The sequence below is a fragment of the Polynucleobacter alcilacus genome, from assembly GCF_018881545.1.
Classification (GTDB): domain Bacteria; phylum Pseudomonadota; class Gammaproteobacteria; order Burkholderiales; family Burkholderiaceae; genus Polynucleobacter; species Polynucleobacter alcilacus.
The window spans coordinates 1,437,002-1,453,974 of record NZ_JACVQD010000001.1; the positions used below are offsets into that span (position 1 = coordinate 1,437,002).

Annotated in this window: 14 protein-coding genes; 13 read left to right on the forward strand and 1 reads right to left on the reverse strand. The window is 46.4% G+C overall.

Features of this window, described 5'->3' with window-relative positions; all coding sequences use genetic code 11:
* Window positions 1-42: 42 nt before the first annotated feature.
* From murD to lpxC, 10 genes are all read left to right on the forward strand, one after another.
* Window positions 43-1,626, forward strand: a complete 1,584-nt coding sequence (murD, locus tag ICN45_RS07420) for a UDP-N-acetylmuramoyl-L-alanine--D-glutamate ligase (RefSeq protein ID WP_255531167.1) — start codon at window positions 43-45, stop codon at window positions 1,624-1,626.
* Complete coding sequence (ftsW, locus tag ICN45_RS07425) at window positions 1,623-2,894, forward strand: putative lipid II flippase FtsW (protein ID WP_216174961.1); 1,272 nt, start codon at window positions 1,623-1,625, stop codon at window positions 2,892-2,894. The genes murD and ftsW overlap by 4 nt, the downstream gene beginning before the upstream one ends.
* Window positions 2,891-3,964, forward strand: a complete 1,074-nt coding sequence (murG, locus tag ICN45_RS07430; protein ID WP_216174963.1) for an undecaprenyldiphospho-muramoylpentapeptide beta-N-acetylglucosaminyltransferase — start codon at window positions 2,891-2,893, stop codon at window positions 3,962-3,964. The genes ftsW and murG overlap by 4 nt, the downstream gene beginning before the upstream one ends.
* On the forward strand, window positions 3,961-5,397 hold the full coding sequence (murC, locus tag ICN45_RS07435) for a UDP-N-acetylmuramate--L-alanine ligase (RefSeq protein ID WP_216174965.1): 1,437 nt from the start codon (window positions 3,961-3,963) through the stop codon (window positions 5,395-5,397). Before murG ends, murC begins: the two co-directional genes overlap by 4 nt.
* Window positions 5,390-6,403: a D-alanine--D-alanine ligase gene (locus tag ICN45_RS07440; protein WP_216174966.1), complete on the forward strand. Its 1,014-nt coding sequence runs from the start codon at window positions 5,390-5,392 to the stop codon at window positions 6,401-6,403. The genes murC and ICN45_RS07440 overlap by 8 nt, the downstream gene beginning before the upstream one ends.
* Window positions 6,400-7,257: a cell division protein FtsQ/DivIB gene (locus ICN45_RS07445; RefSeq protein WP_216174968.1), complete on the forward strand. Its 858-nt coding sequence runs from the start codon at window positions 6,400-6,402 to the stop codon at window positions 7,255-7,257. The genes ICN45_RS07440 and ICN45_RS07445 overlap by 4 nt, the downstream gene beginning before the upstream one ends.
* Window positions 7,258-7,266: 9 nt before the next feature.
* Complete coding sequence (ftsA, locus tag ICN45_RS07450) at window positions 7,267-8,496, forward strand: cell division protein FtsA (protein ID WP_216174970.1); 1,230 nt, start codon at window positions 7,267-7,269, stop codon at window positions 8,494-8,496.
* A 48-nt stretch (window positions 8,497-8,544) separates the two neighbouring features.
* The gene (gene ftsZ / locus ICN45_RS07455; RefSeq protein ID WP_216174972.1) at window positions 8,545-9,882 is read left to right on the forward strand and encodes a cell division protein FtsZ; all 1,338 of its coding nucleotides are present in this window, start codon (window positions 8,545-8,547) and stop codon (window positions 9,880-9,882) included.
* Window positions 9,883-9,994: 112 nt separating this feature from the next.
* Entirely contained in the window at window positions 9,995-10,495 is a 501-nt protein-coding gene (locus ICN45_RS07460) for a peroxiredoxin (protein WP_216174974.1), read from the forward strand.
* A 38-nt stretch (window positions 10,496-10,533) separates the two neighbouring features.
* The gene (gene lpxC / locus ICN45_RS07465) at window positions 10,534-11,448 is read left to right on the forward strand and encodes a UDP-3-O-acyl-N-acetylglucosamine deacetylase (RefSeq protein WP_216174976.1); all 915 of its coding nucleotides are present in this window, start codon (window positions 10,534-10,536) and stop codon (window positions 11,446-11,448) included.
* 22 nt (window positions 11,449-11,470) lie between these two features.
* Here lpxC and ICN45_RS07470 read toward each other — a convergent pair whose 3' ends face one another.
* Window positions 11,471-11,974 carry a hypothetical protein gene (locus ICN45_RS07470; protein WP_216174978.1) on the reverse strand — a complete coding sequence of 168 codons (504 nt, stop codon included), beginning with the start codon at window positions 11,972-11,974 and terminating at the stop codon, window positions 11,471-11,473.
* Window positions 11,975-12,028: 54 nt separating this feature from the next.
* Between ICN45_RS07470 and secA the strand changes: the two genes are divergently transcribed.
* From secA to ICN45_RS07485, 3 genes are read left to right on the forward strand one after another with little or no spacing between them, the layout of a single operon-like run.
* Window positions 12,029-14,794: a preprotein translocase subunit SecA gene (gene secA, locus ICN45_RS07475; protein ID WP_216174980.1), complete on the forward strand. Its 2,766-nt coding sequence runs from the start codon at window positions 12,029-12,031 to the stop codon at window positions 14,792-14,794.
* Between the two features lie 60 nt (window positions 14,795-14,854).
* Complete coding sequence (argJ, locus tag ICN45_RS07480; protein ID WP_216174982.1) at window positions 14,855-16,090, forward strand: bifunctional glutamate N-acetyltransferase/amino-acid acetyltransferase ArgJ; 1,236 nt, start codon at window positions 14,855-14,857, stop codon at window positions 16,088-16,090.
* A gap of 14 nt (window positions 16,091-16,104) precedes the next feature.
* A complete protein-coding gene (locus tag ICN45_RS07485; RefSeq protein ID WP_216174984.1) occupies window positions 16,105-16,965 on the forward strand; it encodes an ATP-binding protein in 861 nt (286 codons plus the stop codon).
* Window positions 16,966-16,973 lie beyond the last annotated feature (8 nt).

A 16,973-nucleotide genomic window follows, 5' to 3' on the forward strand; every position in this document is an offset into this window, starting at 1 on the left:
AATATGCTGAATATAGAAAATACCTTTGCAAACAATACTTTCATGGCCGATATAGGCTATGAGGCCCCAAATCGCTTTTTGATCATGGGTCTAGGCGAGTCTGGCGTTGCCATGGCTAAGTGGTGTTTGCGTAATGGCGCCATTGTTCGCCTTGCAGATACTCGTGGACAGTCTCAATTCTCTGAGCAGCAACATGCTTGGCTTGAGGAATTAAGAACGGCTGGTTTGACAGATATTCAATTTGGCCCATTGAATGATGATCTATTAGCTAACATAGAGGTAATCGGAATTAGCCCGGGCTTATCACCCATCCAAGAGCCGATTGAATCCTTTTTAGTAAAAGCTAGAAAAGCCAGAATTGATGTTTGGGGTGAGATTGAATTTTTTGCCCGTGCCCTTGCTGCTCTCGATCGTATGGCTCTAGCGGGTGCATCCACTTATGCAACTAGAGTACTCGCAGTCACTGGGACCAATGGTAAGACCACTACTACCGCTTTAACCGGTCAGTTATGTGAGCGAGCTGGAAAGAAGGTGGCTGTTGCAGGAAATATTAGCCCCGCTGCTTTAGAGAAATTAATGAGCAGTCTTAATGAGGCAGATCAAATTGAGGATATGCCAGATATTTGGGTGCTAGAGTTATCCAGCTTTCAGTTGGTCTATACCCATACCTTAAATGCAACAGCAGCAACCGTGCTCAATATCACCCAAGATCATTTAGATTGGCATGGCGACATGCAAGCTTACGCTGAGGCAAAGGCAAAAATATTTGGTACAGATTCAATTTGTATTTTGAATAGAGACGATTCCTTGGTGATGGGATTACTTTCTGAAGAGCAAAAACAAGAAAAAACGATTATGACATTTGGCTCTAGTACGCCAGATGAGCAAGGCGCATTTGGTATTGAGCATGATTTGCGCGCGGGCGGTATTGACTGGTTAGTATGGGCTGAAGTGGATGAAGCGGTTGAGTCAAAACCAAAGCGTCGTCGCAAATCTATAGTAATTGCCGAAGCTGAGCCATTGCGTCTCAAGCGCTTAATCCCAGCCGATGCATTAAGAATACGTGGCCGACACAATGCATTGAATGCATTAGCTGCGCTTGCATTGGCAAAGGCTGCTAACTTACCAATGAATGCTCTCCTACATGGACTCCGTGATTACCATGGCGAGCCACATCGGGTTCAGAGCATTGCAATCGTGAACGATATTGAATACATCGATGACAGCAAAGGTACCAATGTAGGCGCCACTGTAGCGGCATTAAATGGTTTGGGTAGTAATGAATCAGGTAAAAGAATTTGGTTGATTGCTGGAGGTGATGGCAAGGGCCAAGATTTCAGTCCATTACGTGAGCCTGCTTTGCGGTTCGTTAAAGGTGTTTTCTTGATTGGTAAAGATGCCGCCATTATTGGCCAAACTCTTGGTGTGAATGTTCCTTGCACTATAAGCGGTAACCTGGAGGAAGCTGTTAAGGCTGCAGCTCAGCAGGCACAAACAGGCGATTTAGTTTTACTTTCTCCAGCTTGCGCAAGCTTCGATCAGTTCAAGGATTATGTTGCCCGCGCACAGGCATTTGCTAGTGAAGTTGAGGAATTGGGAATGCGCTGCGAGGGGGTTCAAGTATGAATTTAAAAGAGAAGCTATTTCCTGATAGTCGCTTGGGCTTAGATCGCTTCTGGAATTTCTCTAGAGGTGGTATTGATAACTTCCGTACTGGCTTAAGAGATGCAGTATCTGGAGTTGAACAAACTCGATCACGCATGATGGAATACGACCAATTACTGGTATGGGCAGTCTTGTCCCTCATGCTCATTGGTTTGGTGATGGTGTATTCAGCATCAATTACCTTAGCAGATGGCCCTAAGTACGCTAATTACAGTAGTAACTTTTTCTTACTTCGCCATGTTATTTCTTTGGCGATTGCAGTTGGAGTAGGTATTTGGGTTTTCAAGATACCAACCAAAATATGGGATCGCTACTCACCACTCATATTCGGATTTACTGTCTTGTTATTAATTGCAGTGCTCATTCCTGGAATAGGTAAGGGCGTGAATGGGGCTAAACGTTGGATTCCATTGGGCCTAATGAACTTTCAGCCTTCTGAGCTAATGAAATTTGCGGCAGTTATTTTTGCTGCAAGCTATACCGTGCAGCGCCAAGAGTATTTGCACTCTTTTATGAAGGGCATGTTGCCAATGGGCATTGCAGTTGCTTTGGTTGGCGGCCTCTTAATGGCTGAGCCGGATATGGGCGCCTTCGTAGTGGTTGCCTTAATAGCCTTTGGTATTCTGTTTTTGGGTGGCATCAACGCGAAATTATTTGGGGGCTTGATAGCGGTTGGTTTGATGAGTGGCGCTACGATGATTGCGCTCTCTCCATTTCGTCGTGGCCGCATGCTGGCATTTATGGATCCTTGGCAGGTGGATAACGCAGCAAACAAGGGATATCAGCTCACCCATTCTCTAATGGCATTTGGCCGTGGCGAGTGGTTTGGTTTGGGGCTTGGTGGCAGCGTAGAAAAATTGCATTATCTACCAGAAGCACATACCGATTTCATTATGGCGGTGATTGGTGAAGAGCTTGGCTTTGTTGGCGTAGTCGTCATGATCTTCCTGTTCTATTGGATCGTGCGTCGCGCATTCATCATCGGCCGTACTGCTTTGCAACTAGACCGTAGTTTTGCCGGTCTTGCCGCTAAAGGCGTAGCAATCTGGATCGGCTGGCAAGCCTTTATCAATATGGGTGTGAACTTAGGTTTGCTACCAACCAAAGGATTGACTTTGCCGCTAGTAAGTTATGGTGGCTCCGGCATTCTAATGAATACTATTGCGATTGCGATGCTGCTGCGGATTGATTACGAGAATCGCATCTTGATGCGTGGAGGGAAACTGTGACGAGACCCTCAATTCTGGTGATGGCTGGGGGTACTGGTGGGCATATCTTCCCGGGTCTTGCCGTTGCTGAATATTTGCGAATCTGCGGGTGGAATGTGTCATGGCTAGGCAACCAACATGGTATGGAATACCGTCTTGTGAAGTCATGCAATTTTCCCTTTGAGGCAATCGAGTTTGGGGGGCTGCGTGGTAAGGGGCTCAAAGCGAAAGCAATGCTGCCATTTAATTTAATGCGTGCTTGCTTTCAAAGCTGGAAGATCCTGCGCCGCATAAAACCATCTGTGGTCTTGGGGATGGGCGGTTACATTACTTTCCCCGGTGGATTAGTCACCAAGTTATTGAAGCGCCCATTAGTTTTACATGAGTCTAATTCTATTGCCGGTAGCGCAAATCGTGCACTTGCGAAAATTGCCATGCGCACATTAACTGGCTTCCCAAATACGATGGCACATGCCGAGTGGGTAGGTAATCCTATTCGCGCAGAGTTTGATCATATTCCTGCGCCTGCATTGCGCTACGAGCAACGCCAGGGGCCTTTATCTATTTTGGTCGTAGGTGGTAGTTTAGGGGCTGCAGCGTTGAATGAAAATATTCCTGCTGCTTTGGCATTTATTCCCGAAGACTCTCGTCCTCACATCATCCATCAGGCTGGTGATAAGCATTTAGATGAACTGCAACAGCGTTATGCAGATGCAGGCGTTACTGCTGATATTCGTCCTTTCATCGACGATATGCCAGCAGCGTATGCACAAGCGGATTTAGTGATCTGTCGCTCTGGTGCAATGACCGTTTCTGAGTTAGCTGCTTGCGGCGTGGCATCTTGCTTAATACCATTTCCTTTTGCTATTGATGATCACCAAACAGCCAACGCTCAATTTTTATCTGATGCAGATGCAGCAATTCTTTTGCCACAGCAATATCTCAATCCACAAGATTTAGCGTTAATGATTCAAAACTTGAGTCGTGCGGACCTAAAAGAAATGGCCTTACGTGCGCATGCATTAGCAAAACCAGATGCAACTCAGCGTGTTGCTGAGGTTTGCGCTGATTGTGCGGGAGTAGGCATATGAAGCATATCGTTCAGCAAATTCATTTCATCGGTATCGGTGGCGCAGGCATGAGCGGTATTGCCGAGGTGCTTTTGAACCTGGGCTACCAAGTCTCTGGCTCTGATTTGGCTGAAGGTCCCGTAACGAAGCGCCTCAAAGAGTTGGGCGCATTGATTCATATTGGCCATGACCCAAAAAATATTGGTACTGCTGAGGCGGTTGTTATTTCTACAGCAGTTGCTGGAAATAATCCTGAAGTGCTTGCCGCTCGCGCAGCAAAGATTCCAGTAATTCAGCGCGCAGTGATGTTGGGTGAATTAATGCGCTTAAAACAGGGTATTGCTATTGCTGGAACTCATGGCAAAACGACAACAACCAGTTTGGTGGCTTCCGTATTGGCTGAGGGGGGCTTAGATCCCACCTTTGTGATTGGTGGCAAGCTCAATTCTGCTGGTGCCAATGCCCGCTTAGGGCAGGGCGACTTTATTGTGGTTGAGGCTGACGAGTCAGACGCTTCTTTCTTGCAGCTGTTCCCCGCGATGGAAGTAGTTACCAATATTGATGCTGATCATATGGATACGTATCAGCATGATATGGCTCGTTTGAAACAGGCATTTGTGCAATTTATTCAACGTATGCCCTTTTATGGCGTGGCGGTGTTGTGCATTGATGATGCAAACGTACGCGACATTATTCCATTCGTCTCACAGCCGGTATTACGTTATGGACTTTCTGACGATGCAGATATCCGCGCCAGCAATGTGCGTGCCGATGGCACGCAGATGCACTTTACGGTAGATCGACGCACAGTGCGGAGGCATGGTAATAAACCAGGGCCACTAGACGTGACATTGAATTTACCTGGTTTGCACAATGTGCAAAATGCTTTAGCAGCCATTGGCATTGCTACAGAGTTAGGTGTAAGTGACGAAGCAATTACAACAGCCTTGTCTAAATTTAGCGGTGTTGGACGTCGTTTCCAGCGCTATGGGGAGCTTGCCCTGGCATCCGGTGGCAGTTTCACATTGATTGATGATTATGGCCACCACCCTGTAGAAATGGCTGCAACCTTAGAGGCAGCTAGAGGCGCTTACCCAGACCGCCGTTTGGTATTGGCATTCCAGCCCCATCGATTTACTAGAACCCGTGATTGTTTTGGTGAGTTTGTACAAGTCCTCAAAAACTTTGATGCCTTGGTATTAACTGAGGTATATCCAGCGGGTGAAGCAAAAATTCCAGGAGCAGATGGTAAGAGCTTAATGAAGGCCGCCCTTGCAGAAGATAAAAACGCAAAGGGATCTTTAGACCCTGCAGCCGTCGCATTTGCAGCCAGTGTTACTGAGATGCCTGAAAAATTGGGTCAAATATTAAAAGATGGCGATGTCTTAATTACGATGGGCGCGGGATCAATCTCTGCTTTGCCACATTCATTAGTGGAGGCGAAGAATGTCTAAGCAAGAGGTGAACATGAGCTTGTGGGGCGATCGGGTGAACTCACAGTTAGCTAGTCTCAATGTGAAGACGCTAGGACGTGTCGGCGTTTTATTAGGTGGACGTTCAGGGGAGCGAGAAATATCCTTGCTGTCCGGTAATGGGGTTTTAGATGCTTTGTGCTCTAAAGGGGTTGATGCCCATGGGTTTGACACTGGCCTGCGCTGCCCTACTGAATTAGCCAAAGAAAAATTTGATCGCGTATTTATTTCGCTGCATGGCCGATTTGGTGAGGATGGAACAATCCAAGGTTTATTGGAGTTACTAAATCTGCCATACACCGGCAGCGGTGTTTTAGCCTCTGCTTTAGCAATTGACAAGATCGCAACGAAACAAATCTGGTTGAGCAACGGTTTATCGACCCCTGAATTTGAAGAGCTGACAGCGACCAGCGATTGGAATACGGTAGTTCAGCATTTAGGTCTGCCATTGATTGTGAAGCCAGCACATGAAGGCTCCTCGCTTGGCCTCACTAAAGTGAAATCAGTCGATGAATTGCCAGCTGCTTATCAACTGGCTGCTGGTCTAGATAAAAAAGTGATTGCTGAAACTTGCATTGTGGGCGATGAGTTGACTTGCCCACTAGTAGGTCAAGGTGATACGGCAGAAGCTTTGCCTGTCATCAAAATTATTCCTCCACAAGCAAACTACGATTTTCATAATAAGTATTTCTCAGATGAGACGCAGTACTTATGCCCAACAGGACTTGCTCCTGAGGTAAATGCTCGGGTTCAGAATTTGGCTTTAGCAGCCTACAAGACATTGGGTTGCCGGACATGGGGTCGCGCTGATGTGATGTTAGATCAGAAAACGGGCGAACCCTATTTATTGGAGATGAATACCTCTCCTGGCATGACTTCACATTCTTTGGTGCCTATGGCAGCTAAAGCCGCAGGGGTGAATTATGCCGATTTGGTACTGTGGTTGCTGAGCCAAACCTTGCAGCAAAAAGAGGGCGCTACTAGATGAACACTCTTTTAGATCGGTTCGGAGATATCTTTTCCATCATCATGTCTCCCCTTTGGAATCATCCAGAGCGGATGCAAAAAGTCAGTCGTTTCTTGATGCGCTGCTTCACTGTGATGTTGGTAGTTGGAATTTTGGTTTGGTTGAGCCAGAGACCGGTCTTCAGTTTGAAACAAATTCAGGTTGAGCCTGTAGCAGGTCAAACCCTGAAACACATTAATAAATCGCTTGTGAAGCGCCAAGTGATGGAAACCGTGCAGGGCAACTTCTTTAGCGTTCGTTTGGAAGATGTCAAACGGGGTTTTGAGAGTATGCCTTGGGTGCGTCATGCCAATGTGCGCCGCGTTTGGCCTAACGGCTTAGTTGTCAATATTGAAGAGCAAAAACCATTTGCTACTTGGGATGGATCGGATAGCCAAACCCTGATGAACACCTATGGAGAGCTATTTGCTGGCCGTGTTTCAGAGCTAGTTGATGACCCAAAGTTGCTGGATTTTTCTGGACCAGATGATGCCGGAAAAGAGGTCATGAGCCTTTATGAGAAAGCGAATAATTGGTTTAAGCCTTGGGGACTTGAGGTAACTAGTTTGGCGCTGACTGAGCGTTACGCATGGCATGTAAAGCTCTCCAATGGCATGAAAGTAGAGTTTGGTCGCGACGAAGAGAGTTCGGATAAAAACTTAACAGAAGAACGGGTTGCCCGTTTATTTAAATACTGGCCACAAGTTCAAGAGAAGTGGGCAAATCGAATTGATGCAGTCGATCTGCGTTATGCAAATGGTTTTGCAGTTCATCTTGCTTCTGCAAGTTTGAAAAAGAATGAAGTAGATGGCAAAAAAAGCGAGCTGAAGCAATGAGGAATGTGAATGAGTAAAGATAATCGCGATCTATTAGTGGGTTTAGATATTGGCACGTCCAAGGTAGTGGCCCTGGTGGCTGAGCTCGCCCCTGACGGCCAATTCAATGTAGTGGGAGTGGGACAAACTGCCTCTAAGGGGCTGAAGAAAGGTGTCGTTGTCAATATCGAGGCAACTGTACAGTCGATTCAGAAAGCGCTTGAAGAGGCTGAAGTGATGGCCGATCGCCAGATTGTTCAAGTCTTTACAGGAATTGCAGGTAACCACATTGTGAGCTTTAACTCAAGTGGCATGGTAGCGATTCGGGACAAGGAAGTAGGGGAAGGTGATGTTGAGCGTGTACTGGAGACCGCTAAAGCAATCAACATACCAACTGATCAACAGATATTACATATCCTTGTTCAAGAATTCATTATTGATGGCCAGGAAGATGTTCGCGAGCCAATTGGGATGAGTGGCTTGCGCTTAGAGGTCAAGGTGCACATTGTTACTGGTGCTGTTAGTGCTGCACAAAACATCGTCAAATGTGTGCGTCGTTGTGGTCTTGAGGTAAACGACTTGATCTTGCAGCCACTCGCTTCTAGCTTAGCGGTATTAACCGATGATGAAAAAGAATTGGGAGTGGTTTTGGTGGATATTGGTGGTGGCACGACTGATATCGCCATCTATTGCCAAGGATCTATACGTCATACCGCCGTCATTCCAATTGCAGGCGATCAAATTACCAATGACATTGCCATGGCATTACGAACGCCAACCATAGAGGCAGAAGATTTAAAGATTGCCCATGGTATTGCACGTCAAGAAATGGCAGATCCAGCCGCCATGATTGATGTCCCTGGTGTGGGTGATCGGGAGCCACGCCCCATGTCTAAACAGGCGCTGGCCGCAGTGATTGAGCCGCGCGTAGAAGAATTATTCACCTTAGTCAGGGGTGTGGTGCGTGATTCGGGCTACGAAGACATGGTCTCTTCAGGAATTGTTCTCACTGGGGGTACTTCCTTAATGCCAGGCATGGTTGAGTTAGCCGAGCAGGTGTTCTTGAGACCAGCCCGTATCGGTACCCCTGAATACCGTGGCCATTTACATGAAGTCTTACGCAGTCCCCGATATGCGACCAGCATTGGTTTGTTAATGGAAGGCCAAGCGCAATTATTGCGTGGTCGTCGTGTTTCTCAATCTGGCGCGTTACAAAGTGTCATCTCGCGTATGAAGGAATGGTTTGCAGGAAATTTTTAAATTTTTTTGTCGTCGTCAAAGTAGTAAGTAATTTACCTAGGAGGGTATATGGAATTTGAAATGTTAGATCAAGAAACAGCTGGCAAAACCATTATTAAAGTGGTTGGTGTCGGTGGCGCTGGTGGTAATGCTGTCCAGCACATGATTCGTCGTGGAGTTAACGGCGTAGAGTTTATTTGCATGAACACCGATGCTGGCGCCTTACAGCGTTCAGAAGCATCTGTGAATTTGCAATTAGGCTCTAGCGGATTAGGTGCAGGTGCGAAACCAGAAATCGGTGCTGCTTCAGCAGAAGAAGCGCGGGCTCGAATTGCAGATACATTGCAAGGTGCGCATATGGTATTCATTACTGCTGGTATGGGTGGTGGCACAGGAACAGGCGCAGCCCCAATCGTTGCTCAAGTAGCAAAAGAGATGGGCATTTTGACAGTAGGCGTGATTAGTAAGCCATTTGATTTCGAGGGCGTAAAGCGCTTGAAGGTTGCAGAGAATGGCGCTGCAGAGCTTGAGTCTTATGTTGATTCATTGATTGTGGTTCTCAATGAAAAACTCTTTGAAGTCATGGGTGAGGATGCCGAGTTTGATAAGGCATTTGCATGCGCTGATGATGTATTGCATAACGCAGTTTCTGGTATTGCAGAAATCATCAATGTTCAAGGTTTGATCAACGTTGACTTCGAAGACGTAAAAACCGTGATGGGTGAGCAAGGTAAAGCCATGATGGGAACGGCAACGGTTTCTGGTATGGACCGTGCACGCTTGGCTGCTGAAGCGGCAGTTGCATCTCCATTACTCGAAGGTGTTGATTTGTCTGGTGCGCGTGGCGTATTAGTAAATATCACTGCTAATCGTTCATTGAAGTTATCTGAGACTCGTGAAGTCATGGCTGCAATTCGGGGTTACGCTGCCGATGACGCAACGGTAATCTTCGGTACGGTATATGACGAAAGCTTGGGTGATGCATTGCGTGTAACTGTGGTTGCGACGGGTCTGAATAATCCTCAGGCTCGCCAAAATCATCAGCCAGAAGTAGTTTGGAGACAAGCTACTGGCACCAGTGATGCAATGCCAACGATGGCCGATCTCAATACCTTTGCTCCTTCTAGTGCATCGGCAGCAATGAGCAAGGTAGGCTTAGATTCTGCATTAAGCACCAGCGCAGGGATGGCTTTAACTGGTTCGGCGAGCCCATTAATGGCAACTAAATCAGCTAGTACTAGTGTTGATTACAGCCAATATGATTTGCCACGGGTATTCCGTAGCTCCCGTGAGGCGAGTTCTGCCCCTGCTTTAGGTGCAGATAGCTCCCCACAGGCAAAAACCATGTTGGATAAAGGGGCTGATTACTATGAGATCCCAGCCTTTTTACGTAAGCAAGCAGATTAATCAACTGCTTAATACAATAGGTAATTGCGAAATGCCAGCGCGGCGCCCCTCCGGACGACGAATCCCGCGCTAGCGTTGGCATACTTACTAACAACTACTTATTGGAGATGTCATGATTGCTGTTGGACAAAAATTACCAAACGCCACCCTTTACGAATTTTTTAACGAAGAGAGTGAAGGCTGCGCCATAGGACCAAATGCTTTTGAAGTAGACAAGCTTGTTGCTGGCAAAAAGATTGTGATATTTGCTGTACCTGGTGCATTTACACCAACTTGTTCTGCAAAGCATGTGCCTGGATATGTTGAGCACTATGATGCTATTAAGGCAAAAGGTGTTGATGAGATTTGGTGTGTTTCTGTTAATGACCCTTTTGTCATGGGCGCTTGGGGCCGTGATCAAAAAGTAGGTAAAAAAATTCGTATGATGGGTGATGGCAGCGGCGAGTTCACTAAAAAAATGGGCATCGAGTTGGATTTGATGGAACGTGGTTTAGGAGTTCGTTCAGACCGTTATGCCATGATTGTTGAAGATGGTGTAGTGAAGTCTTTAGATCGCGAAGCTCCAGGAAAGTTTGAAGTGAGCGATGCTGCTTCAATCTTGAAAAAGCTGTAATTCTGATTAGCTAATACCCCCTGAATTTAGAGACATCTATGATGAAACAAAGAACCATTGCCACTCCGGTTAAGACCGTGGGAATTGGTTTGCACTCTGGCCGCAAGGTGACGATATCGATTAAGCCAGCGCCGGTAAATTCAGGGGTTCAGTTTGTGCGAGTGGATACACCAGAGCAGTCGGTAGTCCCGGCAACTGCTTTGGCTGTATGCGATACCCGACTCGCCTCAGTTATTCAAAAAGATGGCGTTCGAGTCTCTACAGTTGAGCATTTACTATCTGCCTGCGCTGGCCTAGGTTTAGATAATTTATTGATTGAACTTGATGGTGAAGAAGTGCCCATCATGGATGGCAGTGCTGCCTCATTCTTATTTTTAATTGAATCTGCAGGCATCATTGAACAAGATGCACCACGTGAGTTTGTGATTATTAAAAAAACTGTGGAAGTGCGTGATGGCGACAAGCTTGCTCGACTTGAACCTTTCTTTGGGTTTAAGTTGGATTTCACCATTGACTTTAAACATCCGGCAGTAGATAAAACAGGCCAGCGATTTGTGGTTGATTTTGCTGAGCATGCCTATCGTAGTGAAATTGGGCGAGCCCGTACCTTTGGTTTTGCTCATGAAGTCGAAGCATTGAGGGAGATGGGTTTAGCTCGCGGCGGTAGTTTAGATAACGCGATTGTTTTAGACGAGCATCGCATCTTAAATAACGAAGAGTTACGTTATGAAGATGAATTCGTACGGCACAAAATTTTGGATGCGATTGGCGATCTTTATTTAGTTGGGCATCCGATTGTGGGGTCTTATGTTGCTGAAAAATCAGGTCACGCCCTCAATAACGCACTCTTACGCAAACTCTTAGAAGACCCAAGTTCTTATGAAATCAGCTCTTTTGCTGAAAATAAAGCTCCCGAAGCTTATTCTCAAGAAAGTCAGCCGCTCTTTTTCTAGAGGGACCTGAAAAATATCCGCTTTACTTAGATTTATTTTGCAGAAGTCGCTCTACTGCTTTACGCAGTCCTGAGTCTGGGGCTAGTTTTTCCAAGAGTTCTTGCCATGATTTTTTAGCTACTTCGTTAAAACCTTTAGGCCCCACATACTTTTTGGCCTCATCCCGTGGTTTGATTTCCCATGCTGGAGGCGCTGGCTTTACGCGTACTTTAATCGCTTTGCAATATAGGCCATTTTTAGCTAACTCATTGATTAAACTGGGTAAAATCTGTTGTAGGCGAGCTCCAATACTGGCGCTACCGACTAGTAAAAAAAGTTCGTCCTGGGCTCCAGACCGCCACCCGGCATCAATTTTAGGACTGAGGTGACCTTGCTCAAGCGCCACTAAGGCCAAATGGAGGGTTGTCTTGAGTTTGGCCAGGTTTTCTGTTTTAGCCAAAATGCCCCCCAAACCATCTGACTCCTGAAGGTAATCCTTCCAATCATGGGCTGTGCGTTTAGGAGGGGGCTTGTGGGGAAAGTTCATAAAAAATAGGGCTACGGGTGATAAACTTAAAGACTTCATTTTCTTCAATATCCCATGGTAATCGGTCTTCTTAAAACCCTGGTCGGCAGTCGTAACGACCGCCTCTTAAAGCAGTATCGCAAAGTCGTTGCTAAGGTCGCCGCTTTTGAAGCGAACCTGCAAGCTCTGGATGATGCCGCCCTTGCAGCTAAAACTGCAGAATTCAAATCACGCCTTGCAGCGGGAGAGTCTTTAGACGATATCGCAGCTGAAGCATTTGCCGTGGTTCGTGAGGCGAGCGTCCGCGTTATGAAAATGCGTCACTTTGATGCGCAGATCATGGGTGGCTTTGCCTTACACCAAGGCAAGATTGCTGAGATGGGCACTGGTGAGGGAAAAACCTTAACAGCAACCCTGCCAGTGTATTTAAATGCTTTGAGTGCTAAGGGTGTGCATGTTGTAACAGTAAATGATTACTTAGCTCAGCGAGATGCTGAGTGGATGTCAACACTTTATAACTTCTTGGGTATGCAGGTTGGCGTGAACCTCTCGCAGATGGACCACACTACCAAACAAGAAGCCTATGCTGCTGATATTACTTACGGTACAAATAATGAGTTTGGTTTTGATTATTTGCGTGACAACATGGTTCAAGACTTGGGTCAGCGTGTTCAACGCGGCTTATCCTACGCCATTGTTGATGAAGTAGATTCGATCCTAATAGACGAAGCACGTACACCATTAATTATTTCCGGACAAGCGGAAGATCATACTGAGCTCTACGTCAAAATTAATGCACTGCCTTCTTACTTAGAGCGCCAAATCGGTGAAGAAAAATCCGATGGCACTGGTGTTGAGAAACCGGGTGACTATTGGGTAGACGAGAAGTCTCAGCAAGTCTATTTGACTGAGCAAGGGCACGATAAAGCGGAAGAGATTTTGGTGCAGTTAGGCGCGTTAACTGACGGCGCATCTTTATATGCTCCACAAAACATTACCTTAATGCATCATGTGTATGCTGCATTACGAGCCCATACCTTGTATAACCGCGATCAGCAATACGTGGTCCAGAATAATGAAGTCATCATTGTTGATGAGTTCACGGGACGATTGATGCAAGGGCGTCGTTGGTCTGATGGCTTGCATCAAGCGGTAGAGGCTAAAGAGGGGGTCCCGATTCAGAATGAGAATCAGACCTTAGCGACGATTACTTTCCAGAACTACTTCCGTATGTACGGTAAGTTGGCTGGTATGACGGGTACTGCTGATACTGAAGCATACGAATTTAAGGAAATATATAACCTTGAAACAGTGGTTATTCCGCCAAATCGGATTAGCCAAAGAAAAGATAAGCAAGATCAAATTTATAAGTCATCACGCGAACGATACGATGCGGTAGTTAAAGATATTGAAGATTGCTATGCGCGTGGTCAGCCAGTTCTCGTGGGAACAACATCCATTGAGAATTCGGAGCTAATTTCTAGCTTGCTTGATCAACGCAAATTACCGCATCAAGTACTGAATGCAAAACAGCATGCGCGTGAAGCAGAAATCATTGCGCAGGCTGGCCGACCAAAGATGATCACGATTGCTACCAATATGGCTGGTCGTGGAACAGATATTGTGCTCGGCGGAAACGTAGGTAAGCAGTCCACTCACATTGAGGCTGATGCTGCATTTTCTGATGCTGAAAAAGCAAGTAGGATTAAGGCCCTTCAAGACGAGTGGCAGGGTATTCATGAACAGGTGCTTACAGCTGGTGGTCTTCATATCATTGGCACAGAACGCCACGAGAGCCGCCGGATTGATAATCAGTTGAGAGGCAGATCTGGTCGTCAAGGTGATCCAGGATCTTCCCGTTTTTATCTTTCTTTAGATGATTCATTGCTACGTATTTTTGCTGGTGATCGTATGCGTGCCGTGATGGAGCGCCTGAAGATGCCTGATGGTGAACCTATTGAGGCGGGTATGGTGACGCGCTCTATTGAATCTGCTCAGCGCAAGGTTGAGGGGCGTAACTTTGATATTCGTAAGCAATTGTTGGAGTATGACGACGTTGCTAATGATCAGCGTAAAGAAACTTACCGCTTAAGAAATGAAGTTCTTGAGAGTAGCGATATAGGCGATTTGATTGCCAATCTCCGTGAGGATGTACTCCGCACTGTTTGCTCAATTTATGTACCACTCGAGTCTATGGAAGAGCAGTGGGACTTGGTTGGACTTGAGAATGTTCTTGCAAGTGAGTGGGGCCTTACTGTTGATTTACGCAATTGGGTTGAAAGCGCTGATACTGTTGAAGACTCTGAGATCGTAGATAGAGTCATGCAGGCGGCTAAAGATGCATACGACACCAAGGTTGAGTTATCTGGCCGAGCATCTTTTGCGGGATTTGAGCGCTCGGTTCTGCTCTATAGCTTAGATAGCCACTGGCGTGAACATTTGGCGGCTTTAGATCATTTACGCCAAGGTATCCATTTACGGGGTTACGCTCAAAAAGATCCAAAGCAAGAATATCGTCGCGAAGCTTTTGAGTTGTATGGTGAACTTCTGAATGTGATTAAGAATGATGTTGTGAAAAGCATCATGACGGTGCAAATTCGGAGTGCCAGTGAGTTAGATCAGGCTTCTGAGTCGATGAATGAGGATTTAGCTAAATTGGCTGATCTGCAGTATCAACATGCCGATCCCGATAAAGAAGTGGCTGGATCTACTGGTGACCGCGGAGCTGCGATAGATATTATTCCAGCACCAGTTCGTTCGGGACCAAAGATCGGTCGTAATGATCCATGTACTTGCGGTAGCGGCAAGAAGTACAAGAACTGCTGTGGGGCTTTAAGCTAGGCATCAATTTAAAGGGGCTAACTAACCCCCCTTTATTCCCTCATCTACAATTGTCAGACTATGACAGTTAATCTACCACTCCCCCAAAAAGCCGATCTCAAACCAATCAAAGGTTTTGAGATGGGCATTACTGAAGCTGGAATCAAAAAAGCCAATCGTAAAGATGTGTTGGTCATGACTTTGGCGCCTGGATCTCAGGTCGCCGGTGTTTTTACCCTCAACCGCTTTTGCGCTGCGCCAGTCCAGGTCTGTCGTGAGCATTTAGCGCAAGAAGGGGGCAATGGAGAAATACGTGCCCTGGTGGTGAATACCGGCAATGCTAATGCTGGTACAGGTGAATCTGGCATGAAACATGCTTTAGAAACTTGCGCTGCCCTCGCGAAGGATCTCCATCTTCATCCACAGCAAGTTCTGCCGTTCTCCACGGGCGTGATTTTGGAGCCCCTCCCAGTGGAAAAAATTATTCATGCTTTGCCAAAAGCAATCGCCAATTTAAGCGAAGACAATTGGCTTGATGCTGCGCAGGCCATCATGACAACCGATACCCAGCCTAAGGCGGCGTCAATCACAGTATCCACTCCTGCAGGACTAGTAACCATCACTGGGATCTCTAAAGGCGCTGGGATGATTCATCCGAATATGGCGACGATGTTGGGATTTGTGGCTACCGATGCGGGTTTTGCACCTGGCCTATTGAGCAATCTCACCCGTGAAATCGCAGACCTTTCTTTTAACGCCATCACCATAGATGGTGATACTTCCACGAATGATTCTTTTATCGTGATGGCGACAGGACAATCCTCAGTGCAGATTCAATCTGTGACAGATCCAAGCTATGGTGTTGTCCGTGAAGCACTTATTGCCTTGGCCCGGCAGTTAGCACAAATGATCGTCCGTGATGGCGAAGGTGCTACCAAGTTCATAACGATAGAGGTGTTGGGGGGCAAAACTTGGGCAGAGTGCCTCTTAGTGGCAAAGGCTGTAGCCCATTCCCCTTTAGTAAAAACCGCTTTTTTTGCTAGCGATCCAAACTTGGGCCGTATCTTGGCGGCCATTGGTTATGCAGGCATTACCGACTTGGATGTCAGTCGAGTCCAAATGTGGCTAGGAGATGTTTGGGTTGCCAAAGATGGTGGACGTAACCCAAGTTATCACGAGGCTGATGGCCAAAGGGTAATGCAGGACGAAGAGATTACTATCAAGGTTGATTTGGGGCGCGGTACAGCCACCCAAACCCTGTGGACTTGTGACCTATCCCACGAATATGTGTCTATCAATGCAGACTATCGCTCTTAAAGACTGGCATCAAGATGAATGAAAAATTAGAGCAACTTTTAAATCACCTAGAAACTTTCCTGCCTAAGCCTTTAACTGAGACAGAGTGGCAATCTTCTACTGCGTTTAGATGGCGTAGACGTGACAGTATTTTCGGCAGTATTGGTTTTATGCAGCCAGTGAAACATATCTCTGATATTACTTTTGATGACCTAAAGAATATTGATCGCCAGCGGGATGCTATTCGAGACAATACCAATCATTTCATTCAGAAAAAGCCAGCGAATAATATTTTGTTGACTGGCGCTAGGGGGACTGGGAAGTCCTCATTAATTAAAGCTAGCTTGCATGAGTTTGCTAGCCAAGGGCTGCGTTTAGTTGAGGTGGAAAAAGAGCACTTAGCGGATTTAGCTGATATCGCCGATATCTTGGCTGAACGACCAGAACGTTTTATTGTTTTTTGTGATGATTTGTCCTTTGACGAGGGTGAATCAGGGTATAAGGCAATGAAATCTGCCCTGGACGGGTCAGTTTCAGCTCAAGTCGACAATATTTTGATTTATGCCACTTCAAACCGCCGCCACTTATTGCCCGAGTATATGAAGGACAACGAGGGCTATTCTTATAGCGATGATGGCGAGATTCATCCTGGTGAGGTAGTAGAGGAAAAAATTTCCTTGTCGGAGCGTTTCGGATTATGGCTTTCGTTTTATCCCCCCAAACAAGATGAGTATTTGGCAATTGTTGCGCATTGGTTAAATCATTTTGGTTTAAGCACCGCACAAATTGAGGCTGCTCGCTCCGAGGCATTAGTTTGGGCGCTAGAGCGAGGTTCTCGCTCAGGACGTGTGGCTTGGCAATTTGCGAAGCATTGGGCAGGTTCACACGCTAAATAGGATTTGTT